The organism is Sphingomonas alpina (assembly GCF_014490665.1).
GTDB classification, from domain to species: domain Bacteria; phylum Pseudomonadota; class Alphaproteobacteria; order Sphingomonadales; family Sphingomonadaceae; genus Sphingomonas; species Sphingomonas alpina.
This window is the reverse complement of record NZ_CP061038.1, coordinates 2,798,758-2,822,725: the sequence shown is the minus strand read 5'-3', so window position 1 is coordinate 2,822,725 and position 23,968 is coordinate 2,798,758. Positions and strand designations below refer to the sequence as shown.

Annotated in this window: 24 protein-coding genes and 1 tRNA gene; 16 read left to right on the top strand and 9 right to left on the bottom strand. The window is 64.3% G+C overall.

Translation table 11 applies throughout. The features are described 5' to 3' along the window. Positions 1–149: 149 nt before the first annotated feature. Positions 150–821 carry an HAD-IA family hydrolase gene (locus H3Z74_RS13030; RefSeq protein WP_229726557.1) on the top strand — a complete coding sequence of 224 codons (672 nt, stop codon included), beginning with the start codon at positions 150–152 and terminating at the stop codon, positions 819–821. Between the two features lie 6 nt (positions 822–827). On the opposite strand, the gene H3Z74_RS13025 is transcribed toward H3Z74_RS13030, so the two are convergent. Further along, entirely contained in the window at positions 828–2,165 is a 1,338-nt protein-coding gene (locus tag H3Z74_RS13025; protein WP_187760086.1) for an MFS transporter, read from the bottom strand. A gap of 130 nt (positions 2,166–2,295) precedes the next feature. On the opposite strand from H3Z74_RS13025, the gene cyoA reads away from it, so the two are divergent. From cyoA to H3Z74_RS12990, 7 genes are read left to right on the top strand one after another with little or no spacing between them, the layout of a single operon-like run. Further along, a complete protein-coding gene (cyoA, locus tag H3Z74_RS13020; RefSeq protein ID WP_187760085.1) occupies positions 2,296–3,366 on the top strand; it encodes a ubiquinol oxidase subunit II in 1,071 nt (356 codons plus the stop codon). A gap of 12 nt (positions 3,367–3,378) precedes the next feature. Further along, positions 3,379–5,388 (top strand): cytochrome o ubiquinol oxidase subunit I, encoded by a 2,010-nt coding sequence (gene cyoB, locus H3Z74_RS13015; protein WP_187760084.1) that lies wholly within the window; start codon positions 3,379–3,381, stop codon positions 5,386–5,388. Next, on the top strand, positions 5,385–6,011 hold the full coding sequence (cyoC, locus tag H3Z74_RS13010) for a cytochrome o ubiquinol oxidase subunit III (RefSeq protein ID WP_187760083.1): 627 nt from the start codon (positions 5,385–5,387) through the stop codon (positions 6,009–6,011). Before cyoB ends, cyoC begins: the two co-directional genes overlap by 4 nt. Continuing rightward, positions 6,008–6,385 (top strand): cytochrome o ubiquinol oxidase subunit IV, encoded by a 378-nt coding sequence (gene cyoD / locus H3Z74_RS13005; RefSeq protein WP_187760082.1) that lies wholly within the window; start codon positions 6,008–6,010, stop codon positions 6,383–6,385. Before cyoC ends, cyoD begins: the two co-directional genes overlap by 4 nt. Next, positions 6,385–7,098 carry an SURF1 family protein gene (locus tag H3Z74_RS13000; RefSeq protein ID WP_187760081.1) on the top strand — a complete coding sequence of 238 codons (714 nt, stop codon included), beginning with the start codon at positions 6,385–6,387 and terminating at the stop codon, positions 7,096–7,098. The genes cyoD and H3Z74_RS13000 overlap by 1 nt, the downstream gene beginning before the upstream one ends. Then, entirely contained in the window at positions 7,095–8,390 is a 1,296-nt protein-coding gene (locus H3Z74_RS12995) for an ATP-binding protein (protein WP_187760080.1), read from the top strand. Before H3Z74_RS13000 ends, H3Z74_RS12995 begins: the two co-directional genes overlap by 4 nt. Positions 8,391–8,394: 4 nt before the next feature. Beyond that, positions 8,395–8,928, top strand: coding sequence for a response regulator transcription factor (locus H3Z74_RS12990; RefSeq protein ID WP_187760079.1), 534 nt, complete (start codon positions 8,395–8,397; stop codon positions 8,926–8,928). Here H3Z74_RS12990 and H3Z74_RS12985 read toward each other — a convergent pair whose 3' ends face one another. Continuing rightward, on the bottom strand, positions 8,929–9,729 hold the full coding sequence (locus H3Z74_RS12985; protein ID WP_187760078.1) for an NRDE family protein: 801 nt from the start codon (positions 9,727–9,729) through the stop codon (positions 8,929–8,931). Positions 9,730–9,842: 113 nt separating this feature from the next. Between H3Z74_RS12985 and H3Z74_RS12980 the strand changes: the two genes are divergently transcribed. Both H3Z74_RS12980 and H3Z74_RS12975 read left to right on the top strand, forming a co-directional pair. Further along, positions 9,843–10,427, top strand: coding sequence for a TetR/AcrR family transcriptional regulator (locus H3Z74_RS12980; RefSeq protein WP_187760077.1), 585 nt, complete (start codon positions 9,843–9,845; stop codon positions 10,425–10,427). Between the two features lie 370 nt (positions 10,428–10,797). Next, complete coding sequence (locus H3Z74_RS12975) at positions 10,798–11,292, top strand: hypothetical protein (RefSeq protein ID WP_187760076.1); 495 nt, start codon at positions 10,798–10,800, stop codon at positions 11,290–11,292. 188 nt (positions 11,293–11,480) lie between these two features. On the opposite strand, the gene H3Z74_RS12970 is transcribed toward H3Z74_RS12975, so the two are convergent. Next, complete coding sequence (locus tag H3Z74_RS12970; RefSeq protein ID WP_187760075.1) at positions 11,481–12,452, bottom strand: AraC family transcriptional regulator; 972 nt, start codon at positions 12,450–12,452, stop codon at positions 11,481–11,483. A gap of 439 nt (positions 12,453–12,891) precedes the next feature. On the opposite strand from H3Z74_RS12970, the gene H3Z74_RS12965 reads away from it, so the two are divergent. The 6 genes from H3Z74_RS12965 (at position 12,892) to H3Z74_RS12940 (ending at position 18,565) form a co-directional block, all read left to right on the top strand. After that, a complete protein-coding gene (locus H3Z74_RS12965) occupies positions 12,892–13,362 on the top strand; it encodes a hypothetical protein (RefSeq protein ID WP_187760074.1) in 471 nt (156 codons plus the stop codon). A 57-nt stretch (positions 13,363–13,419) separates the two neighbouring features. Next, a complete protein-coding gene (locus H3Z74_RS12960; protein ID WP_187760073.1) occupies positions 13,420–13,884 on the top strand; it encodes a hypothetical protein in 465 nt (154 codons plus the stop codon). Positions 13,885–13,907: 23 nt separating this feature from the next. Further along, the gene (locus H3Z74_RS12955; RefSeq protein ID WP_187760072.1) at positions 13,908–14,645 is read left to right on the top strand and encodes a fimbrial biogenesis chaperone; all 738 of its coding nucleotides are present in this window, start codon (positions 13,908–13,910) and stop codon (positions 14,643–14,645) included. 147 nt (positions 14,646–14,792) lie between these two features. After that, positions 14,793–17,186, top strand: coding sequence for a fimbria/pilus outer membrane usher protein (locus H3Z74_RS12950; RefSeq protein ID WP_187760071.1), 2,394 nt, complete (start codon positions 14,793–14,795; stop codon positions 17,184–17,186). Further along, entirely contained in the window at positions 17,183–18,076 is an 894-nt protein-coding gene (locus H3Z74_RS12945) for a hypothetical protein (protein ID WP_187760070.1), read from the top strand. Before H3Z74_RS12950 ends, H3Z74_RS12945 begins: the two co-directional genes overlap by 4 nt. A gap of 87 nt (positions 18,077–18,163) precedes the next feature. After that, positions 18,164–18,565, top strand: a complete 402-nt coding sequence (locus H3Z74_RS12940) for a hypothetical protein (RefSeq protein WP_187760069.1) — start codon at positions 18,164–18,166, stop codon at positions 18,563–18,565. Here the strand turns inward: H3Z74_RS12940 and H3Z74_RS12935 are convergent. The 6 genes from H3Z74_RS12935 to H3Z74_RS12910 all read right to left on the bottom strand — a co-directional run bounded on the left by H3Z74_RS12935 (position 18,540) and on the right by H3Z74_RS12910 (position 23,964). Next, positions 18,540–18,857 carry a hypothetical protein gene (locus H3Z74_RS12935; protein WP_187760068.1) on the bottom strand — a complete coding sequence of 106 codons (318 nt, stop codon included), beginning with the start codon at positions 18,855–18,857 and terminating at the stop codon, positions 18,540–18,542. The genes H3Z74_RS12940 and H3Z74_RS12935 overlap by 26 nt on opposite strands. Before the next feature lie 112 nt (positions 18,858–18,969). Further along, positions 18,970–19,044 (bottom strand) — tRNA-Glu (locus tag H3Z74_RS12930). A gap of 73 nt (positions 19,045–19,117) precedes the next feature. Next, a complete protein-coding gene (mprF, locus tag H3Z74_RS12925) occupies positions 19,118–21,706 on the bottom strand; it encodes a bifunctional lysylphosphatidylglycerol flippase/synthetase MprF (protein WP_229726556.1) in 2,589 nt (862 codons plus the stop codon). Next, entirely contained in the window at positions 21,676–22,086 is a 411-nt protein-coding gene (locus H3Z74_RS12920; protein WP_187760066.1) for a DUF2147 domain-containing protein, read from the bottom strand. The genes mprF and H3Z74_RS12920 overlap by 31 nt, the downstream gene beginning before the upstream one ends. Beyond that, positions 22,083–22,853: an AcvB/VirJ family lysyl-phosphatidylglycerol hydrolase gene (locus tag H3Z74_RS12915; protein ID WP_187760065.1), complete on the bottom strand. Its 771-nt coding sequence runs from the start codon at positions 22,851–22,853 to the stop codon at positions 22,083–22,085. Before H3Z74_RS12915 ends, H3Z74_RS12920 begins: the two co-directional genes overlap by 4 nt. Positions 22,854–22,935: 82 nt before the next feature. After that, on the bottom strand, positions 22,936–23,964 hold the full coding sequence (locus H3Z74_RS12910; RefSeq protein ID WP_187760064.1) for a glycosyltransferase: 1,029 nt from the start codon (positions 23,962–23,964) through the stop codon (positions 22,936–22,938). Between the last annotated feature and the right edge of the window lie 4 nt (positions 23,965–23,968).

Below are 23,968 nucleotides of genomic sequence, written 5' to 3'. Positions count from 1 at the left end.
GCTTTTTTTCGGAAAGAACAGGGGGCTAACCGGGCCTGCGACTCGCATCGTGGCCGCCATTGAATGTTGATCGGTACTGGTTCTTGTCGACCGGCGAACCTATCTCCGGCGCGGAGGCGCATTCCTTGCGCCCGGAAAGGTCATCATTCGTGCCAGGTACCGAACCGCTTCAGCGGCGCTATGCCGCATTCCTGTTCGATATGGACGGGACGATCCTGACATCGATCGCGTCGGCGGAGCGGGTCTGGACGGCCTGGGCGCTGCGTCACGGCCTTGATGTTGCGACCTTCATTCCGACCATTCACGGTGTGCAGTCGGTCGAAACGATCCGGCGACTTGGGCTACCGGGCGTCGATCCGGTTGCCGAAGCGGCGGAAATCACCCGGCTGGAAATGGACGATGTCGATGATATCGCGCCGATCCCCGGGGCGGCCGCTTTCCTTGCGTCATTGCCGCTGGACCGGTGGGCGGTGGTCACATCGGCGCCGCGCGGACTTGCTCTGCGGCGCCTTGCCGCCGCCGGTTTGCCCACGCCGCCGCTGCTGATCGCGGCCGAGGATGCGGCACGCGGCAAGCCGGCGCCGGATTGCTTCCTGCTTGCCGCTGACCGGCTTGGCGTTGCGATCGACGAATGCCTCGTGTTCGAGGATGCGCCGGCCGGGATTGCCGCGGCGGAGGCGGCGGGGGCGGATGTCATGGTGCTGACCGCGACCCATCGTCATCCGGTCGAGACGGTTCACCCGCGAATCGCCGGTTATGAGCTGATGGCTTTGGATCCGGCCGATTCCGACCGTCTCGGTTTCCTGCCCGTCGCGGCCTGACCCGGCTTAGCGCCCGGCCAGTTCCTTGTTGATACCCAGCGCCACCAGCGTGCCGATCGCGCCCGACAACAGATAACCACCCGCCGCGAGCAATCCGAAATTGGCCGCGAGCAGCAACGCGACCAAAGGCGCGAAGCCGGCACCGACCAGCCAGGCAAGGTCGGAGGTCAGCGCCGCGCCGGTATAGCGGTGCGCGGAGGAGAAATTACCCGACACCGAGCCCGAGGACTGGCCGAAGGCGAGGCCGAGCAGCACAAAGCCGATGATCATGAAGGCCAGCTCGCCCGCGTCGCCGCCATTGAGCAGCTGCGGTGCGAAGCCGCTGAACGCCGCGATCCCGGCAGCGGATGCGCCAAGCACGGTGCGGCGTCCGAACCGGTCGGCAATCACGCCCGAGGCGATCACTGCGACCACCCCGAAGGCGGCGGCGATGATCTCGATCACCATGAAGCGTGCCGGGTCCTGATGCGTGAACAGGAACACCCAGGACAGCGGGAACACCGTGACCATGTGGAACAGCGCGAAGCTGGCGAGCGGTGCGAACGCGCCGATCACGATGTTGCGCCAGTCGCTGCGCACCGTGTCGATCACGCGTGATGGCTGCAACTCGCGGCTCTCGAACAGATTGGCGTAATGCGGCGTGGAAACGATGCGCAGCCGCGCGAACAGCGCCACGACGTTGATCGCGAAGGCGACGAAGAAGGGATAGCGCCAGCCCCAGTCAAGGAAGTCGGCACTGGACAGGGTGGTCACGAAAAAGGCGAACAGCGCGCTCGCCACCATCAGGCCGAGTGGTGCGCCGAGTTGCGGGATCATCGCGTACCAGCCGCGGCGATTGGCCGGTGCGTTCAGTGCGAGCAGCGAGGCAAGCCCGTCCCATGCGCCGCCCAGTGCGACACCCTGGCCGAGGCGGAACAGAGCGAGCAGCACCGCCGACCAGATGCCGATCGTCTCATAGCCAGGCAGGAATGCCATCGCTGCGGTCGACCCGCCGAGCAGGAACAGCGCGACGGTCAGCTTGGTGCCGCGCCCCATCGCCGCGTCGATCCACAGAAATGCCAGCGATCCGACCGGCCGCGCGACGAAGGCGAGCGCGAAGATCGCGAAGGAATAGACCGTGCCGGTCAGGCGGTCGACATAGGGGAAGACCAGGCTGGGGAAGACCAGCACCGAGGCGATCGCATAGACGAAGAAGTCGAAGAATTCGGATGTCCGCCCGATGATCACGCCGATGGCGATCTCGCCCGGCGCGACGTCGCCGTGACGCGCATTGATCGCGCGGGCGTCGCGTTCGGCCGTACCGGATGTCGGGGCCCTGGATGTCGGGGCGATATGCGCGGTCATGAACGATATATCCTGATGGGCGGCGGGTGGAGAATGCCGATCACGCACCCTTATGCGCTTATCCGATCGTTTTGGGGATTGGACAAAATGTCCAATGTTGCGCTGCAGCGCGAAGGCGTAGCGGGCGAGCATGCCAAAGCTTTCCCGCATCGTCCGCTTGTCTGCCGCGACCGCCGTGCTCCTGCTGCTTGGCGGGTGCAACTGGGTCGTGATGAACCCGATGGGCGATGTCGCGGTGCAGCAGCGCAACCTGGTGGTCATCGCCACGGTGTTGATGCTGCTCATCGTCGTGCCGGTGCTTGCCTTGGTCGGGCTGTTCGCCTGGCGTTACCGCGCGTCGAACCAGGAGGCGCGCTACGAGCCCGACTGGGATCATTCGACTGAGCTCGAACTGGTCATCTGGGCAGCGCCGCTGCTGATCATCATCTGCCTTGGCGCAGTGACCTGGACCGGCACGCATCTGCTCGATCCCTATCGCCCGATCGAGCGCATCGCGCCGGGTCGAAAGGTTGCGCCGAACGTCAAGCCGCTCGAGGTGCAGGTCGTCTCGCTCGACTGGAAATGGCTCTTCATCTACCCCGAATATGGCATCGCGACAGTCAATGAACTCGCCGCGCCGGTCGACCGGCCGATCATGTTCCGGCTCACCTCATCCTCGGTGATGAACGCCTTCTACGTGCCGACGCTCGCCGGCATGATCTACACCATGCCGTCGATGGAGACGAAGCTCCACGCCGTGATCAACAAGGCCGGCGACTATGAGGGCTTCTCATCGAACTATAGCGGCGCGGGCTTTTCCGGCATGCGCTTCCGCTTTCATGGGCTGAGCGACGCGGACTTCGCGGCATGGGTCGCGCGCAACAAGGCGGCCGGCGGCGAACTTAGCCGCGCTCGCTACCTGCAGCTCGAAAAGCCGACCGAGAAAGTACCGGTAATGCGCTTCGCCACAGTCGCGCCCGGCCTGTTCGATGCAGCGGTCGGGCAGTGCGTCAAGCCCGACACGCCGTGCATGGCCGACATCATGATGAAGGACGCGGGCATGGCGGGGATGAGCCATATGTCCCCGCCGGCGAAGGAGCCCGAATCCCCGCTGACCACTGCCGCGCCAGGCAGCCCGCCGCCGGCCGACCCTGCGCATGTCGATCACCGCTCGCATGGGACGCCGTCGCACGCCGCGCCGCCCAAGCAGCCCGCCCTCTAATTGGCCATTCCAATGCAGATCTCACCCTCTTCCGTCAGCCCGATCTTCGGTCGCTTCACGCTGGAATCGCTGCCGCTGCACGAACCGATCGTCGTCGCGACCTTTGCCGGCGTTGCGCTGGGCGGCATCGCGCTGCTTGGCGCGCTGACCTGGTTCAAACTCTGGGGCTATTTGTGGCGCGAATGGTTCACCACGGTCGATCACAAGCGCATCGGCATCATGTACATGATCCTCGGGCTGGTCATGCTGCTGCGCGGCTTTGCCGATGCCGTGATGATGCGGCTGCAACAGGTGATGGCGTTCAACGGGTCGGAGGGATATCTCAACGCGCATCATTATGATCAGATCTTCACCGCGCATGGCGTGATCATGATCTTCTTCGTGGCGATGCCGCTGGTCACGGGCCTGATGAACTATGTCGTGCCGCTGCAGATCGGCGCGCGCGACGTGTCCTTCCCGTTCCTCAACAATTTCAGCTTCTGGATGACCGCGGCCGGCGCGATCACCGTGATGATGAGCCTGTTCGTCGGCGAATTTGCGCAGACTGGCTGGCTCGCCATGCCGCCTTTATCGGGGATCAGCTACAGTCCCGGGGTCGGGGTCGATTATTATATCTGGTCGCTGCAGATCGCCGGCGTCGGCACGCTGCTATCGGGCGTCAACCTGGTCGCCACGATCGTGAAGATGCGCGCGCCGGGCATGACCATGATGCGCATGCCGATCTTCTGCTGGACCGCGTTGTGCACCAACATCCTGATCGTCGCGGCCTTTCCGGTGCTGACCGCAGTGCTCGGGCTGCTCTCGCTCGACCGTTATGCCGACACCGCGTTCTTCACCAATACGCTCGGCGGCAACCCGATGATGTATGTGAACCTGATCTGGATCTGGGGCCATCCGGAGGTCTACATCCTGATCCTGCCCGCATTCGGCATCTTCAGCGAGGTGACCTCGACCTTCTCGGGCAAGCGGCTCTTCGGCTATACCTCGATGGTCTATGCGACCGCGGTGATCACGTTGCTCGCCTATGTCGTGTGGTTGCACCATTTCTTCACCATGGGGTCGGGCGCCAGCGTCAATTCCTTCTTCGGCATTACCACCATGGTGATCTCGATCCCGACCGGCGCGAAGATCTTCAACTGGCTGTTCACCATGTACCGCGGGCGGATCCGCTTCGAGCTGCCGATGATGTGGACCATCGCGTTCATGATCACCTTCGTGATCGGCGGCATGACCGGCGTGCTGCTCGCCGTGCCGCCGGCCGATTTCGTGCTGCACAACTCGCTGTTCCTCGTCGCGCATTTCCACAATGTGATCATCGGCGGCGTGTTGTTCGGCCTGTTCGCGGGGATCAATTACTGGTTCCCCAAGGCGTTCGGTTTCCGGCTCAATGAATTCTGGGGGAAGGTCTCCTTCTGGTTCTGGGTGCTCGGCTTCTATTTCGCCTTCATGCCGCTCTATATCCTCGGCCTGATGGGCGTGACGCGGCGCCTGCGCACCTTCGAAGATCCGAGCCTGCAGATCTGGTTCGGCATCGCCGCGTTCGGCGCGGTGCTGGTCGCGATCGGCATCGGCGCGATGCTGATGCAATTCTATGTCAGCATCCGCGACCGCGAGAAGCTGCGCGATGAGACCGGCGATCCGTGGAACGGCCGCACGCTCGAATGGGCGACCTCCTCGCCGCCGCCGGATTACAACTTCGCCTTCTCGCCCGTTATCCATAATGGCGATGCCTGGGCGGACATGAAGCAGCGCGGTTATGTGCGTCCGACCCAGGGGTTCAAGGCGATCCATATGCCGAGCAACACCGGCACCGGCGTGATCATCGCTGCGCTCAGCGTCGCCTTCTCGGTCGGCATGATCTGGTATGTCTGGTGGCTGGCGGCGCTCAGCTTCGTCGCGATCCTTGCCGTCTCGATCGGCCACACCTTCAACTATCGCCGCGACTTCCACATCCCGGTGGAGGAGGTCATCGCGACCGAGGACAAGCGCACGCGACTGCTCGCGGCGGGAGCGGCAGCATGAGCGCGACGATGACCGAGACGCACGCTAGCGACGTCTTCTATCTGGTCGACGAACATGACCATCCTGAGGGCTCGAGCACCATGCTCGGCTTCTGGATCTATCTGATGAGCGACTGCCTGATCTTCGCGATGCTGTTCGCGACGTACGGCGTGCTCGGCGCGAGCTATGCCGGCGGGCCCGGGCCACGCGAACTGTTCGACCTGCCGCTGGTCGCGCTCAACACCACGATGCTGCTTTTCTCTTCGATCACCTATGGCTTCGCGATGCTGGCGATGACCGAGGGCAAGGTGCGGGGGACGCAAGCCTGGCTGGCGGTCACCGGCCTGTTCGGTCTCGCCTTTCTGGGAATCGAGATGTACGAGTTCGCGCATCTCATCCACGAAGGGGCGGGGCCGCAGCGCAGCGCGTTCCTGTCATCCTTCTTCACCTTGGTCGGCACGCACGGCCTGCACGTCACCTTCGGCCTGATCTGGCTGGTGACACTGATGGTCCAGGTGAGGATGAAGGGGCTGATCCCGGCCAATCGCCGTCGGCTGATGTGCCTCAGCCTGTTCTGGCACTTTCTCGACGTCATCTGGATCGGCGTCTTCACCTTTGTCTATCTGATGGGAATGCTGCGATGAGCGCCTCCGCCGACGGCCACGCCGACACGCACGGCCATCATGACGATGAGGAAAGCCATGGCACCCGCAAGGGCTATATCATCGGCTTCGTGCTCGCCGCGGTCCTGACCGCGATCCCGTTCTGGCTGGTGATGACGACGCCATTCTCGAAACCGGTGATCGCGCTGATCATCATGGGTTTTGCCGCGGTGCAGATGGTCGTGCACATGATCTTCTTCTTGCACATGAACCGGCGGGCGGAGGGTGGCTGGTCGATGATGGCGCTGCTGTTCACCGTAGTGATCGTCGGTATCGCGCTGAGCGGATCGCTCTGGGTCATGTATCATATGAATGCCAATATGATGCCGATGCCGCAGGCCATGGACTCGATGTAATGACGCGGCGCGCCACCGGCGCGCGCGTCGCCGCAGGGGTGGTGGCGCTGCTGCTGCTCATCGTTCTGCTGGTCGCGCTCGGCACTTGGCAGGTGAAGCGGCTGGCCTGGAAACGCGACCTGATCGCGCAGATCGACGCTCGCGTGCACGCCGCCCCTGTCGCTGTACCCGGGCCCGCCGCCTGGCTGGAGATCGATGGCCCGCGCGCGCAATATCGCCGCGTCCGGCTCACCGGTCGGTTCCTGCCGGTACCGCCGGCGCTGGTGCAGGCCGCCACCGTCCATGGCGCGGGCTGGTGGGTGATGGCGCCAATGCGGACAGAGCAGGGGTTTGTCGTGCTGGCCAACCGCGGCTTTGTGCCGACGCGCGCTGTCGCGCCGCCGTCCCTGGGGCCGGTCACCCTGACCGGGCTGCTGCGTATCACAGAGCTGGGCGGCGGCTTCCTGCGCTCGAACGACCCGGCGCGCGACGCCTGGTATTCGCGCGACGTCGCCGCCATTGCCGCAGCACGCAAGCTCGGTGTCGTTGCGCCCTATTTCGTTGACCTGGATGCGGCTTCCGCGCCCGCGGGTGGACCGATCGGCGGCCTGACGATCGTCGCTTTTCCGAACAACCATCTGGTTTACGCGATCACATGGTATGTGTTGGCGATGATGGTTGCCGGTGCCCTTGTCGTCTTCCTGCGCGCGGATCGCCGCACGGCACCGCGATGACTGCGCTCGTCACTCCCCGGGCGCTCGCCCCGGCCGACGCCACCGCATCGCAGAACATGCTGCAGCTGGTGCAGTTGCGCTGGCTGGCGATCGCGGGGCAATGCGTGACGATCCTGCTCACCCATTATGCCTTTGGCATCGTGCTGCCGATCGTGCCGATGCTCGCCGTGCTTGCCGGACTCGCCCTGCTCAATGCGGTCAGCATGCTGTGGCTTCGCTCCGGGCGGCCGATCGACAACCGTGCCTTGCTCGTCGCGCTGTTGCTCGACGTGCTGTGCCTGTCGGTGCAGCTCTATTTCAGCGGCGGCGCGACCAACCCGTTCGTCTCGTTGTTCCTGCTTCAGGTCGTGCTGGGTTCGGTGTTGCTCAAACAGGGATCCACCTGGGTGGTGGTGGTCGTGACCAGTATCGCCTTTGCGCTTTTGACGATCGTCTACCGGCCGATCGTGCTGCCGGACGATTATCGCACCTCGCTCTTCCAGCTCCATGTGCAGGGCATGTGGGTCTGCTTCGCGCTGGTCGCGGTGCTGCTGGTGATGTTCGTCACGCGCATTAACCGCAATTTGCGCGCGCGGGATGCACATCTGGCCGCGATGCAGCGCCAGGCGGCGGAGGAGGATCATATCGTCCGCATCGGCCTGCTTGCGTCAGGTGCCGCGCATGAGCTGGGCACGCCGCTCTCATCTCTCTCGGTGATCCTTGGCGACTGGCGCAGGGCGCCCGGCATCGCCGGCGATCCCGATCTGGCCCATGATCTCAGCGAGATGCAGGCTGAGGTACAACGCTGCAAGGCGATCGTGACCGGCATCCTGCTGGCGGCGGGCGAAGCGCGGGGCGAAGCATCGACCGTGACCAGCGTGCGCGCCTTTTTCGGCCGGGTCGTCGCCGACTGGCAGGCCGCACGTGGCTTTGCCGGGCTGCGCTATGACGACGCCTTTGGGGCCGATGTGCCGATCGTTTCCGACACCGTGCTGCAGCAAATGGTCTTCAACCTGCTCGACAATGCCGCCGAGGCTTCATCCGAGGAGATCCGCATCGGCCTGGCCCGCGATGGCGATATGCTTCTGGTCACGGTCGCCGATCGCGGATCCGGCTTTGCCACAGCGACGATCGAGGCCATCGGGAGGCCGTATAACTCCACCAAGCGCACGGCAGGCGCGGGATTGGGACTGTTCCTCGTCGCCAATGTGATGCGCAAGCTTGGCGGCACGATGGAGGCGCGCAACCGGCTCGGGGGCGGTGCCGAAGTGGTGCTGCACCTGCCGCTCTCGGCACTGGCGTTGACGGAGTAGGATCATGGCGACTGAGCCCTTGCTCTTCCTGGTCGAGGACGATGCGGCCTTTGCCCGCACGCTGCAGCGTTCGTTCGAGCGGCGCGGCTACCGTGTTGCGCTGGCCGCCGACCCGGCGGAGCTTGACCGGTTGCTGGCCGCGGAGACGCCGGATTATGCCGTGGTCGACCTGAAGCTCGGCCAGGCATCAGGCCTCGCCTGCGTACAGACATTGCATGGCCATGATCCCGAGACGGTGATCGTCGTCCTGACCGGCTATGCCAGCATCGCGACGGCGGTGCAGGCGGTCAAGCTGGGTGCGACATCCTATCTCGCCAAGCCGGCCGATACCGACGACCTGGAAGCTGCGTTCGGCAAGATCGGCGGCGATGTCGATACGCCGATTGGCGTACGACAGACCTCGATCAAGACGCTGGAATGGGAGCGGATCCACAAGACGCTGGCGGAAAGCGACTTCAACGTCTCGGAAACCGCGCGTCGGCTGGGCATGCATCGCCGAACGCTGGCGCGAAAGCTGGAGAAGCGGCCGCTGCGGTGACTATCCTTCGGCGAGGCTCTTGAAGGCTTTATTGAGGGTAGGCGGCGGCCAGGAAAAGGCGATCGCGGTCTCACCCGAGACATCGCCAGTTGATGTATAGCGCCGTTCGATGATCTGGCCCTGGCCGCGATTGTCGATCGCGACAACCGTGCTGCAGCGCGTTCCATAGACCGGATTGCGGATGAAGATCGGCGAGAGTTGCGGCTCCTGCGGCACGTCGGACGGGGTCGCCGGATTCAGGCCGGCTGCGGGGAGCGCGTCCTCACCCAGGCCATCGAGCAATCCGGCCGGCTCGGTCGCATCCTGGACGATCCAGTCGAGCAGGATCTGTTTGAGACGGAGCGTCTTGGGCCAGGGTTCATCGAGTGTGCCGTTGGACAGACCATAGAGTCCGGGAGCGAGGAGGCTGCGGACCGACTCGGGCCGGTTCGACAGGAACATCGCCCGGTGCTGGTCGGCGAGGATCAGGTTGAACGGATTGAAGTCGGAGAGCAGCGCCCGGTCGGGATCTGCATATTCCCCCGCAGCAGCAAGGAGGTCAGTGACCAGTGCGCCACGCGACGACCGGTCAGCCCGGGGCATGCCGTGCCCACGGAGGTTGGTAACGACGGCGAAGCGGCCTTGCTCGGAAACCCCCAGCCACGTCCCGCCCGATTGCAAATCACGCCCTGCGATCAGCGGCAGAGGGGCACCCCAATTTGCTAACGGCGCTGCCGGGCGCGCGTGCAGCTCATCGCGGTTGCCCGCCATCACGAGATGCCAGCGAGGATGCGCTTTCCAAGCAAGGGCAAGGACACACATGCTGTGGTTAATAGCGAGGGAATGCGCGACCGCGAGCGATATCTGCTTTCATGCGCTGCGCAAATCGGCGTGATGGTCTATAGATCGCTCTATACAGGAGCAACGCGACGGCCATGGCGACACACGAGACCAAGATCCGTTTCCTGCGGGCGGCTGGAGAACTTTTTCGCGCCCAGGGCTATGCCGGCACCGGGCTCAAGCAGATCGTTGCCGAGGCCGGCGCGCCGTGGGGATCGATGTATCACTTCTTTCCCGGGGGCAAAGAGCAGCTGGCGGTCGAGGCGATCCTGTATGCAGGCGAGCATTATGGTGAGCGGATGAAGGCCGCGTTCGAGCGAGCCGGCGATCCGCGCAGGGCGATCCAGGGCATCTTCGCCAATGAAGTTCAGGTCCTGAAAATGTCCGATTATCGTGACGGGTGTCCGATCGCCTCGACCGCCATCGACGTGGCGAGCACCGTCGAGGCAGTGCGATCGGCCTGCGCGACAGTGTTTTCCGACTGGCTGGAACTCATCGCCGAACCGCTTGGCCGGGCCGGCCTGCCACCGGCAAAGGCCGCGGTCTGCGCGCACTTTGTCCTGTCGAGCCTGGAGGGTGCGATCATCCTGAGCCGTACGCTTGCGTCGGGCGAGCCGCTGGTATCGGCGGGAGGGATGGTTGATCTCGCGTTGGAGCGCGCTCTGGCAGGCGAACGCTAGGGACCAAACCTCTGCATGGCGGCTGAGGTTATGTGACAATGCTGGTTTCGACAATCAGAAAGAGCGCGCCGGTATCGATCCGTCAAGCGACGCCCTGCCCGATCCTGTGTGATGGTTGAATCGCGGCCGGCGCTCTGATCGCAGGCGGGGCAGGGTGAGATATGTTACACCGGTCGTGTAACATATCTCAGGCCGTTGTTTTGGCGGGTCATTCTATAATATCGTAATATATCAGATGTTAAGAGCTGGATTTAATGCCCGCTGAGTCGGGCGCAGGTTTGCTATATAAAAATAGATAGATCGATCTATATATTCTATTTATACCAATCCCTGGCGACAGCGTCGCTTCACTCCGTTCGAGGAATTGCTCATGACTGCAGGAGAATTACCCGGTGATGCCGGACCTTTGGGCGCGCTGATCCTCGCGGCGGTAGCGGGTGGCGGCTTGGGCGGCGTGCTGGACATCGGTGCGGCCTGCCTGATGTTCCGGCGCGGACCGGCCACCATTTTGCAATCGATCGCCAGCGGTCTGGTTGGGCCGGGGCAGGCGTTCGGTGGCGGCGCCCCCATGATGGTCCTGGGCGCCATTGCTCATTTGCTGATCGCGATCATCGTGGCGTTCGCGTTTATTCTCCTGGCTCAGCGCTGGCCCCTGCTGTGGAGCAATCTCTGGATGGGCGCGGCGGGTCTCGGGGTGGCGACATATCTGGTCATGAACCTCATCGTCGTACCGTTATCGCGCGCGCAGACGCCGCCGGCCACACCCATCGCTGTCGTCATCGGGGTCGCGGTGCATATCCTGGTGTTCGCCTTGCCCATCGTGTGGGTGACCCGCGCGATCCTGCGTCAGGTGCCGGCTGCCTGACCAAAAACAAGGAGCCATGCTCATGACGAAACAACGGATTCTGCTGATGGAGCTGGATCCAGGGCATGTGTGTTTCAGTGCCGAACATGGGCTGGACGCGCAGACTGTCCGGGGCCGCCAATGATCCGTCATCTGCCTGAGGGCCAAGGCCAACCCCGTCGCACAAGCGGACAGCCTGTTCGAACGCGCTAGATCGCCCGTCCGGAAGTCCCGAGCCGTTCACGGGCAAGGTCGAAGTCATGCAGCGCCTGAGTAGCGGACCCCAGCACTGCCGCCCGTTCATGAATGCTGGCATCCAGGAACGGCCGCTCCAGCGAGAGGAAGCGGCGCGGCGTCATGCCGAGGAACGCCTTCGCATCGCGCAGGAAATGCGACGCATCATGATAGCTGGGATCGATGGCCGAGTAATCGCGCCGGTCCGTACTGGTCATCAGCTTGATCAGCGAGCGCAGAAACCGCGCGCGCATCAGCAGGACCTTTGGGACAAATCCGAAATAGCGCGTCGCAATCCGGCGCAAGCTGTGGGTCGAAATGCCCAGCCGACGCGCGACGATGGCGACATCGATCACGCCTTCGACCATCAGCAAGGCAGCGAATTCGCGGATCAGCGGTTCGTCGGGATGAGCCAGGCCCAGCAGCGGCAGCAACAGGGCGTCCAGCAGCGGTTTGACCATCGGCCCACCTTCCGAGCCTCGCAGTTCCTGAGTCAGCCGATTCGAGAAGCCGTCCCCCATCGCTTCCGACAGTGGCACCACCCGATTGTGGAAATCTTCCGCGGATCGCCGGGACAATCGCGCCCACCCCAGTGCACTGACGCCGATACCAATCATCACGCCGCCATTGGTCGTGGCTCTGATCGCGCGGCTGGTGGGGCCGAACAGGCTCGCCTCGGGCAGGGGCGAGAAGATGCGGCGGCCGATACCGATCTCGATCGGGCCGGCGTTCAACGTAACGCGGATATTGGCGGTACCGGGCAGAAACCAGTCAATCTGGTTCATCGCTGCGGCGCCGCTCGCGCCGTAGACATGATAGCCCGTGATATGATCGATCAGCTCAACGCCGGGCTGTTCATATCGGACGATCATGCCTGGTGGCAGCAGTGATGCTTCAAGGAAATGGGACTCGCTGGTGCCGCGCTGACCGAGCGCCGTGATGGTCATTTCGAGCGCCTCCCCCGAGTCGCGGCCGATGTCGGCCAAAACATCCAATATGGCAGTTTAACCCTAGTGTCCCTGCGCCAGATCAAGAATCCTCAAAAGATTTGAAAGGGTTCCGACTCACTCCTGCAGCGTGCAATTTTGGCACATATAGTGCCAATAATTGTAAGGAAATCTATGGGGGTCATGAAAGATCCAGATTGCCGCTTCCCCAAGACAAGCCTTAAGAAGGCGTTAACGAGTCGGGAGGCTCGTGACGGGGAGTGGCGGGGGAATGGTTCGGCGACGAACTAAAAAAGCTATTAACGGCTTGGCATAACCCAACACCACATCATGACGCAGTTGACGAAGAATGGTCGCTTCTTCGAACGGCTGGCTATGCCCAAATAAAATAGCTCGGATGTTCCGATGCTATAATTTCATGATCTATTGGAGTACGAAAATGAAGAAGATTCTTATTGTAGCCGCCGCTTCGGTCATCGTCTCGGCAACGCCTGCTCTCGCGAACACCGCGAACACCACCATCTATGCCCAGGTCGCGCCGGTTTGCACCATTTCGGCACCTGGCACGACGGCCATCAACCTCAGCGGCACGACAGCGGTCGGCGACGTGACGGCACAGTGCAACAACGCGGCTGGCTTCACCGGTTCGGTGTCTTCTTTGCACAACGGCCATCTGGCTGATCAGAACGGCGTGAGCGCGACCCAGTATCCGTACACGCTGACCCTCGGCGGCTTCGGTGCGGTTCCGCTGAACGGCACCACCTCGATCAACAGCGCGCAGCTCGGCGGCAATGCTGCCCTGATCAATGCGACCACGTTTGCAATGTCGGTCAACGTCGCTGCACCGAACGGCCCGGCCTATGCCGGCACCTATCAGGACACCATCTCGTTCACGCTCACCGCGAACTGAGTTGGCGAGAGGGCGGCCTTCGGGCCGCCCTCTACCTTTTGAACCAGGAATTTGCCGGTGCCGCTGTTCTTCCTGCCAATGGCCGCCATCGTGACGGCCCAGGTCCAGCCTTCAGCGACCGCCACTACTGTGATCTACGGGGTGGTGGCGCCGGTGTGCACGGTCGAGGTCGCGTCGCCATCGGCGATCGTCAGCCTCGACATCCGCGGTGCGCAGTCGATGACGCCGGTGATCTATCGCTGCAACGACACCAACGGATTTACCAGGCAGGTCTCTTCGCTGAACGGCGGCGCGCTGGTGCGCGGCGATCAGCGGATCGGTTACCGCCTGTCGCAGGACGGCGACGTCTCGATCGCGATTGCGGACACGACGCTCACCGCGCCGCTCGTCTCGCGGATCAGCGGATCGGCGTCCGTCACCGGAACGTCGGGCATGCTGAGCATCACGATACCGGTTGTGCCGGGGCGGCTGGTCGCCGGCGATTATACCGATGTCATCACCATAGAAATCACCCCGAACTGATTTTCCCGGGGGGAGAGCCGACCGTGAAGAGTAAGTTGAAGCGCCTGATCGTGGCGCTCGCCATGATGTCGTTGACCGCAAGCCCGGCCCTGGCCGTGCGCGTCCAGCCGATGGCTTATGACCTTACTCCGACGGGGAGCGGCGCCTCGAAGGATTTGCGGGTCGAAAATACCGGTGACAAGCCGATGCCGGTCGAACTCAAGGTCGAGCGCCGGCAGATCCTGCCCGATGGCAGCGAAAAGCGTATACCGGCCGAGGATGATTTCCTGATCTTCCCGCCGCAGGGGATCGTTCCGCCCAACGGCTTCCAGACCTTTCGCGTGCAATATGTCGGCGATCCGGCGATCAAGAAGACGGTGCTTTACGTGGTCACGGTAGTCCAACTGCCGATCGACACCAGCGGCGAGAAATCGACCGGCGTGCAATTCCTGTTCAACATGGGCACGCTGGCGGCCGTGTCGCCCGACGGCGCCAGGCCGCAGCTCGAGATCATGGACGTGAAGCCTGCCGTGACTGCGGCCAAGTTGCGTATCGAGGTGAAGAATTCCGGCAATGGTTATGCGCGGCTGCGCAACGGCGTCTGGACGCTCACCGGTGGTGACGGCAAGGTCGAGACGCTGGAAGGCGAGGCATTGTCCAATGCACTGGCCCAGCCGCTGATCGAACCCGAAACCAGCCGCATCATCGAGCTGCCGGTCAGTGCCGCGTTCGTCCGCGCGGGGGCCAAGGCGAGCTTCTCGCTGCAAACCGCCGCCAAATAGTCGCGGACGAAAAGCGTGCGCCCTGTCCGTTCCCTGATGTTGTCGACCAGCGCCGTCGCGATCATGTGGTGTGCGGGACCGATAGACGCGCAATCCAGGACTGCAGGGTCGATGCCGCCCGCATCGACCCCGCTGGTACCTGGGTCGATGGCGGCTTCGCCGCAGACTAGCCCAGCGCCGGTGCGTGCCGCCCGGCGCGTGAAACTGTCGATCGGCCTGACGGTCAATGGCGCACCGGCCGGCGAAGTGACGGTCGATACCGACGCCGCAGGGGACGCATCGGTCGATACGATTCAGCTGCTCGCCCGGCTCGAAAAGATCGTGTCGCCCTCGATCCTCGACAAGCTGAAACTGCGCATCGCCAACCGGCCGTTCGCGCCGGTGGCGGAGCTGCGCAGCGACGATATTCCGTTGATCTTCGACCTGGCCGGGCTGCAGTTGCGACTTGATCTGCCGGTCAATGCCCGCGCGACCAATGTCATCTCGATCCAGGACCGCAGCTCGCTGGGCCTCGCCGCGACGGCCGACCCGTCCGACTTCGCGGCCGGCGCGACGTTCACCTTGTCGCAGCGCCTGCAGCATAGCCGCGGGTTCGGCGGCATCGACCGCGACCCGGCGCTGCTCGCCGTGCGCGGCTTTGCCAATTATGGCGGCAAGGACGGGGTCTATCTCACCTTTCTCGGCGGGATCCGCGAGAATAACCGTATCTTCCGTCGCGGCACGACATTGTTCCACGACGATGTCGAAAACGCCGTGCGCTTCTCGATCGGTGATCTCGATCCGCAAACGACCGGGTCGTATCAGGTTTCGTCCAACCTGCTGGGGATCGGCGTCGAACGGTCGTATCAGGACATTCAACCCTATCGCAATCTTCGCCCGGCCGGACGGGGCGGGCTGACGCTTGAGCGGCCGTCGCGGGTCGATGTGATGGTCAATGGTGCGCTGTATCGCACGCTGACGCTGCCGGCCGGCCAATATGACCTGCGCGATTTTCCGTTTCTCGATGGGCTGAACGACGTCCAGCTCAATGTGACCGACGATAGCGGGCGCAGCGAGACGCTGAACCTGTCATTCTTTTCCGACACGCTGCTGCTTGAGCAGGGCGTATCGATGTTCTCGGCCAATATCGGGCAGCAGCAGGACAGTTTCTCGCAATTCTCCAGCACCCGCTATCGCCATTCACCGATGTTTTCGGGTTATTATGTTCGCGGCATGACCGACTGGCTGACGCTCGGCGGCAGCGTGCAGGCGGATCGCGCCAATGCCCTGTTCACCGGTCAGGCCGTGGTGGGCACGCCGTTCGGCGTGTTCGGGGTGGAAGGAGCACTCGATCGCAGCGATGTCGAGAAGCTGCAATATTCCGCCCTGATCAGCTACCGGCTCAACAGCGTGTCGAGCACGGGACGGCAGAATCTGCTCGCAGTCGACTGCGTCACGCGTTCCGCCGCCTTTTCGCCGATGACCTTTTCCGACGATCGCCCGAACACCTATCGCTACGAAATCAATGGTCGTTATCAGCGTGCGCTGAGCGAGAAGCTCTATGCCACCGTCGGCGCCGGCTATAGCAAGGGCCGCGATCCGTTCGGCGACCTGACCACCGCCAGCGCTGGCCTGTCGCGCAGTTTCGGCCGGATTTCCACCAGCGGGACCTATAGCTATCGCAAGGATGATCGCGGCACCGATCACCGGGTCAGCCTGTCGCTCAACATCCCGCTTGGCCGCAATCAGTCGGTGCGTACCAATTACAATTCGGAGCGCAATCGTGTCGCCGCCGATTATTCGCTGATCGGCTATGAGGGGCTGGGGCAGACCAGCGCCGAGGCGTCGGTTTATCGCGAGGACGGCGGGCGCGGCGCGAACGTCGTGGTCGAACATTATTTCAACCGCTTCCGCGCATCGGTGGTCCATGATTACCAGAGTATCGACGGTCAGAAGACGCAGACGTCGGATATCCAGCTGAGCTTCGGCATTGGGTATAGCGACGACCGCCTGGCGCTCGGGCGCGACGCGGATCGCGGCTTCACTATCGTCGCCGGGCATCCGACGCTGAAGGGCGCGCAGGTCGAGGTGAGCAGCCGCTACAGCCTTGGCCCCGCCGCCAGGACGGGAGCGCTGGGCCCGGCATTGGTTCCGGTACAGCGCGGCTATCAGCCTGACGTGCTCGAGGTGAAGGTCGCTAACCTCCCGCCCGGTTACGATATCGGTGCCGGCCGGATCGACATCCTGCCCGGCGCGGCGAGCGGTTATCTGTGGGAGATCGGCTCGGCTGCCTCGCATACGCTGATCGCCTCGCTGGTCGACGGCAAGGGAGCCCCCATTCCCTATGTCGCCGGGTTGCTGACGCCGGTTTCCGGCAAGGGCGAGGCGATCCAGTTCTTCACCAACAGGACGGGTCGGCTGGTGGCGCAAAAGCTTGCGCCCGGCTCCTATTCGCTGCGGCCGGCGGGAGCCGCCGCGCCGATCGCCACGGTGACCGTCGCCGAGGATGCGGCGTCGATCGTCAATGCCGGTACCATCGTCGTGAAGGACTATCAGCCGTGATCAAGATCTGTTCGCTGCTCGCAGCGCTCGTCGCAATCACCGCCGCCGCCCGGGCCGAGGCCACTTGCACGGTGACGGGGCGCACCGTCACGCCGGTGGTCTCGCTGACCTATAACCCGTTCGCGCCGTCGAACGAGGTTGCCGACATCAACGTGGAGCTCTCGAATTCGGGCGATACGGCTTGCACCGTACGCCTGTTCGCCAGACCTTCGACCGGCGGCAGCTCGCTTCTCTCCGGTGCTGACCGGCTGCTCTATCGCGTCGATAATGGCGGCGCGGGTGGTGGCGGCGAAGCCGGAGAGATCGGACCGTTTTCCTTGACGATCGGGGCGAGGCAGCAGCGCATGGTCGGCATCCATATCATCATACCGGCGCAGCAGATCATGCCGCGCGGTCTGTATCGGACCGACCTCGCGCTGCGCCTGGTCGACGATGCCAATGGCGAACTGGCCCTGATCAGTCCCAATGCCAGCCTGAACGTTGCGGTGCCGGCACGGATCGAAATGAACATTTCCGGCGCGGCCGCCAGGGGCAGCGGCGGTCCGCTCTCGATGGCGCCCGCGTCGATCAATTTCGGCGAAGCGCATAGCGGGCAGAGCGAGCGCGTATTCGTCAATATCTGGTCGAACGGCAGCGTGACCGTTGCCTTGTCGTCCGAAAATGGCGGGGTGCTGCGCCATATGGAAAATGCCACTCTCCCGCCGATCAGCTATAGCACGCGCTTCGATGGCCAGCCGATCAACCTCCGGTCACCGGTGGCGCTCACGCGCAACCCACCGGCGACCCTGTCGGGTGGCGCCTATGAACTTGCGGTCACGCTTGGCGACATTCGGCGCAATTATGCCGGGCAGTATAAGGATGTGATCACCGTCTCCATTTCGGAGAATTGATCGGATGCAGCCCTAATCCGCGATTAACCCTGTCTCGCAGGCTAATTGGCATAGTCTGGGCCTTAAGGGTCTCTTCGGAGGCCATTCATGCGCAAGATCATCACAGCATTTTTCCTGGTGTCGGCGATTGTGCAGGCACCGGTCGCTTACGCCTCCACGGCGACGCTCAGGCTGGTTGCCCATGTGCCTGTGATGTGCGCGGTCGATTTCAGCGGCGCCCGGTTGGAGGCCAACCGCATCGTCATCTCCGTGCACCGGATGTGCAACACGAGCCATATCGTCTCGGTCAGCGTGCCGGGGAACGATGCGGGCGATGTGCGCGTCAGCTATGCCAATACTCCGGTCCTGGCAGGCGGCACGGTGGATCTGGTTCAGCCGGAGCGGTATTTTGATGATGTCGATGAGATCACGATCGAGAGCCGCAGCAGCGATCCTGATCAGTTGCTGACTCTTGCACGGAACATCAACGTTGCGGTCTATCCGTCCTGATGCTGCCAACCGGCTGAGGACGGCGACCTCCTTCCTGCCGGGCCAGCACCGGATAGGAGAGGTATTTCGCCGCCAGCGGGCCATAGACACGATCGAGTCCGGCGTGCGTGGTTTCGAACTGGCGGCCAAAGACGATTGCCTGTGGTTCGGGTCGCAGGTTAACCGGCGGAGAAATTGTCAGCGCGTATTCCGTCAACGACGCTGTCGCTTTTCGTTTGGGCGAAAACCCGCGCGCCACCACCCCCGGACTGATTAGCCCGCCATAGAAGAAGCCCCATATCGTATCGGCCATGCGCGGTCACGAGCTTCGCGAAACGGGCCATGGCAGCGGGCGCAAGATTCTGAGCGTGCTCGATGTGAAAGCGCCGTTCGCGTGCAGCGCTGCCGTTTCACCGTGAAATCGCTGGTGACCCCTACGAGAATCGAACTCGTGTTTTCGCCGTGAGAGGGCGACGTCCTAACCGCTAGACGAAGGGGCCGTGCAAGCAGAGGCGCGGCAAATAGGGCGAGGGCGGGGTGGCGTCAAGCAGCCCATCGCATAAGGCCATGGAGTCAGCCGCCGATCAGGCCGACAAGATTGATCATCGCCCAGGGCGTAGCGAGCCCCGGCATGGTTGCGACATAGCGTGGCACCCAGATGGGCTGGAATTTTGCCTTGAACGAGCGCAGGCCGGAAAAGCCGTACAAAGCCTCGCCATGGCCGTAGATCGCATGGCCGATGCGCGACCAGAGCGGGGCGAGACGACGTCCGTTGAGGCCCGAGAGCGGCGCCATGCCGAGATTGAACCGCGCATATCCGTTCGCCGCACCCCATTGCATCAGGCGCACGAACAGCAGGTCCATCGTGCCATAGGGCGTATCGGGCCAATGCCGCATCAGATCGACCGACAGCTCGGCGCGATTGCGCGTCGTCCAGATATTGGCGAAGGCGATAATCCGTCCTTCCTGCCGTAGCACCGCGCAGTCGAAGCGGGCGAGATAGACTGGGTCGAAGCGGCCGATGCTGAAGCATTTCTCATGCCCGCCCTTGTCGCCGAGCCAGGCGTCCGACACCGCCCTGAGCTGAGGCACGATCGCCGGCACTGCTGCGGCGGGAATGATCTCGAACGTCAGGCCGGCGCTTTCCGCCTTGCGGGTCGAATGGCGCAGCGACTTGGATGCCGGCCCCTCGAGCGTGAAGCTGGCGAGATCGACCTGCGCCTCGTCGCCATATTTCATCACCTGCAGGCCCATTTCGATCAGCAGCGGCAGCAGCTCGTTGCTCGCCTGATAGAAGCACAGCCGCCCATGCGCGGCGTCGCAGCGCGCGCGGATCTGCCAGACGAGCTCGGACCAGTCGGCGAATGCGCCGACCGGATCGCCCATCACCACCCAGGTCCGGCCGCGCACGCGGTACATCAGATAGGCGGCGCCCGAGGCCGCAATGAGGAACTGCTTGTCGCCGGTCAGGGCGAGTGCGGCATCGGCGCGAGACGACAAAGCGAGTGCTGTATCGGCGACCTGGAGCGGCAGGACCATGTTGCCGATCGGCCGGATCGGCGCGCTCAAAAGGCGCCAGCACGCGACCGCCCCGAGCAGCACCGCCGCCCCCATGCTGGCGCGCAGGAAGCGTGGCGCGTTGCCTTTCCAGGCAAAGGCCCACCACAGGTCGTCATGATAGGCGACATGCTTATAGGCGAAGAATCCGGCCCACAGGCTGAGGCCGATCGCGATCGCGGCGGCGGCGAGCCAGGTGCGCTGCAGCGGCGCGTCGAGGATGCCGGCGCGACGATAGAAAGCGGGGCGACAATATTGCAGGATGACCGCGATCACGCCGAGCAGCGTGGCTTCCTCATAATCGAAGCCCTTGAGGAGCGAGAAGACGATACCCCCGGCGAGCAGCAGACGTGCGGCGAGGAAGCCGCTGCGCATCCGCGCGCTGATCGCCGGGGCGACGAGCAGTAGCGCGGTGCCGGCCAGGCTGGCGGCGAAATGCGATGCCTCGACGAACGGCAGCGGGACGATATGGGCAAGCCAGTGAATCCGCCAATGCACGGCTGGCAGCGCGCCCGAGATGAGCAGGATCAGCCCGCCGGTAAAGACCAGCAGCCCGATCAGCGGCGGCGCGAGGTAGCGTGCGCTGCGTTCGGCCAGCGACAGGCCCATCGCGATCGGGCGGCGCAACCTGTGTCCCTCGACCGAGGCGAGCAGCGCCGCCGCGACGATCAGCGGCAGGACGTAATAGATCAGCCGGTACAGCAGCAGCGCGGCGAACACGCCGCCATTGCTGGCCGGCGTGATGGCGAGGATGATCGCTTCGAACACGCCGATGCCGCCGGGCACATGCGATGCGGCGGCGACGGAGACCGCCACCGCATAGGCGAGGAAGAACAGCCCGATCGTCTGTGGCGTTGCCTCGGGCAGCAGTACGAACAGCGCGGCCGAGGACGCGGCAAGGTCGAACGCGGCGACGCCCAGCTGGGCGGCCATGGTCGCAGCCGGCGGAATGGGCAGGGTAAAGCGCCCGACCCCGACCTGCTCGACCCCACGCAGGCGGACGATGAACAGCAAGGCGAGCAGCGCCAGGACAGCGACAGCGACGACCTGTCCGGCGAATGCCGGGATCACGGCGCCGGCAATATCGACCGGCGCGCCGCCGCTGAGCAGCGCCACGGCAGCAACGCCGAGCAAGGCGCCCCAAAAGGCGGCGGAGGAGAGCAGCCCGACCCGCGCGACGGCGCCGAGATCGAGCCCGGCCGAGGCATAGACCCGGTAGCGGGCCGATCCGCCGGTCAGCAGGGTCAGCCCGAAATTATGACTGATCGCGTAGCTGGTGAATGAGGCGAGCGCAGCGGTGCGCCAGGGCAGGCGTATGCCGATTGCACGCAGCGACAGCGCTTCGCTGAGCGTCAGCGACAGATAACTGAGCGCGGTCAGCGCCAGGGCTGCCACGATCTGTATCTGCGGTATCGCGTGGAGCGCGGCGCGGACTTCCTTCAGCCGGACCTCGGCGAGGATCGCACGCAGCGCCGCGAAGCCGAGCAAGGCGACGACGAGCACGGCGAGGATCGCCAGCTCACGCCGATGCGCGCGGCCCCAGGCGAGCGCTTCGCCGATCCGGTCGCGACGGATCAGACGCGGGTCCAGATTTGCGATTTGCAAAACCATCCTCCGATCAGGCAGCCGGAGATTTTGAGGCTGTCGGGCGAGAGCTGAACGATCCGCGATGAAAAACTGCGGCCCATATCGGGGACATACACCGTACCCGACCATTTCCCCGGACCGGTCTCGCGATAGCCGGAGAGCAGTTGCACGCCGACCAGCTGCTTCACCCCGGCCTCGCGCGCATCCTGCTCGGCGGTCGGGGTGGCATGCGCGATGACACCGCACAATTCCCCGCCACAGGCCTGGGTGCGGACCTGGAGCGTGTTCTGTGGATTATGCCACAGACCCAATATGGGCGGAGTCTCGATCGACACCGGGGCGGCGGCGATGGCCGGGAGAAGGGCAAGCGTCATCGCCAGCTGACCGAAACGGGTCATTGCGTCACTTCCTTGAGATTGAGCTGGGGGACATGGGGGCGAAGCGAGGCAATGATCGTGGCGATCAGCCGCGGTTCGTCGCGGTGGAGGAAATGGCCGCCGGGAAGGGCGATAACCCGGGCCGACGTACCCTTCAGGCGAGGGCAGAGACTGTCGGTCTCCTGTTCGCCGTAAATGCACACATAGGGTGCCCAGCCGATGCTTTTCGCGGCCGCCACCGGATCGGCATCGGGCGTGCCGCGATAGGCGAAGCCGGTCGGGTCGGCGCGGTAGAAGACCCCCTGGCCCGGCACGACCAGCACGATTGCGGCGATCCGGCGCCGCAGGTCGGACGGCAACGCCGCGGCGCCGGTGCCGAGCACGTCGGCGCCGAACGACTGGCCGATCAGGATGACCCGCTCGGCGCCGGTCCGCGCCACGACGTCGCGTACTCCTCGCGCGACGATCGCATCGACCTCAACCGGGGTGCGGTGAATGGCGAACAGGGCCGGCGAGCTGATGCCGAGCACCGGGATGCGCCGGATGGCCAGTGCGTGCGACACGCCGCTGCCCATGCCGAAGCGCAAGCCCATATCGCCCGACATGTAGAGCGCGGCAACGGGGACCGGCCCCTTTGCCGCGCTGCCGAAGAAATGATCCGGATCGCTGTCGAAGAAGCCTGCCGCCCAGGCGACGGCGCTGCCGATCACAAGGATGGTCGCGGCCACGATGAGGATCGGGCGCAATATCGGCCGGCGGCGCCGGGTGCTGAAAGAGGATCTGGCCATTGCACATAGGTAACCACAACCGGATTTCAGGGAGATGGCGGCTGGATGACGAATTTGTCATGCAAGTGGCGGAGCAGAAGGCCTAGCGGCACACCGCGCGATACACGTCACGATAGGCCGAGGATTGCCGGTCGGTGCCGAACAGCGCAGCCCGATCTCTTGCCGCACTCGCCAGGTTCCGCGCCAGCCCGGGATCGCGGATCAGGCGTTCGATCGCGTCGGCGATATCGCGTGGCGAGCGGCGCGGGACGAGCAGCGCGGTATCGCCAGTCAGCGCGGGCATGCCGCCAACCCGGGTCGCGATGCAAGGCAGGCCCGCCGCCATTGCTTCGATCAGTGCAGCGGGTGTGCCCTCATGATCGGACACCAGCATGAAGCCATCCAGCGTCGACAGCCAGCGAGGCATGTCGGTGATCGTGCCGAGCCGCCCGACGTCGAGACCCTGTGCCAGGCCAGCCAACTCGGCGGCGCGGGGGCCGTCTCCCGCGATCTCCAGCCGACATGAAAGGCCGCGTCGCTGCAGGATGTGCAGCGCGGCCAGTGCGTCCTGATGGCGTTTGACGGGGTGAAGGCGGGCGGCGATGCCGAGTGTGAAGGGCCTGCCTGCCGGGCGGGCGTGCCCCCCCGCGGCGAAGCGGTCGAGATCGACACCGGTGGCGATGGTCCGGATCGGCTGGCCGGCGAGCGGACGGTAGCGGCGTGCGAGATCGCCGGAGACCGCGGTCACGGCTCGCGCTGCGCGCAACCCACGCGCGACGGGAACCGCCCAGCGCCAGCCTGTGCCGAGTGCGATGTGCAGTGTCGCGACCATCGGCGTATCGCCCAGGCTGCGGCGTGCAAGGGCGGCAGAAACATGGCCCTGGGCATGCAGCACATCGATCCGTGCATCGGTGAGCCAGTCGTGGAGCCGGCGCACGAAGCCGGGATCGCGCCGGTCGATCGCCACCACCGGCGCATCGACCGCGAACTGCCCGGCCGGATCGGTGGCGGGATCATAGGCGATGACGAGCGGATCAATGCCACGACGCGGCGCCTCGCGGCACAGATCGGCGACGATCCGCTCGCGCCCGCCAATGACGAGATTGGGCAGCAGATGCGCGACGCGGATCATCTGT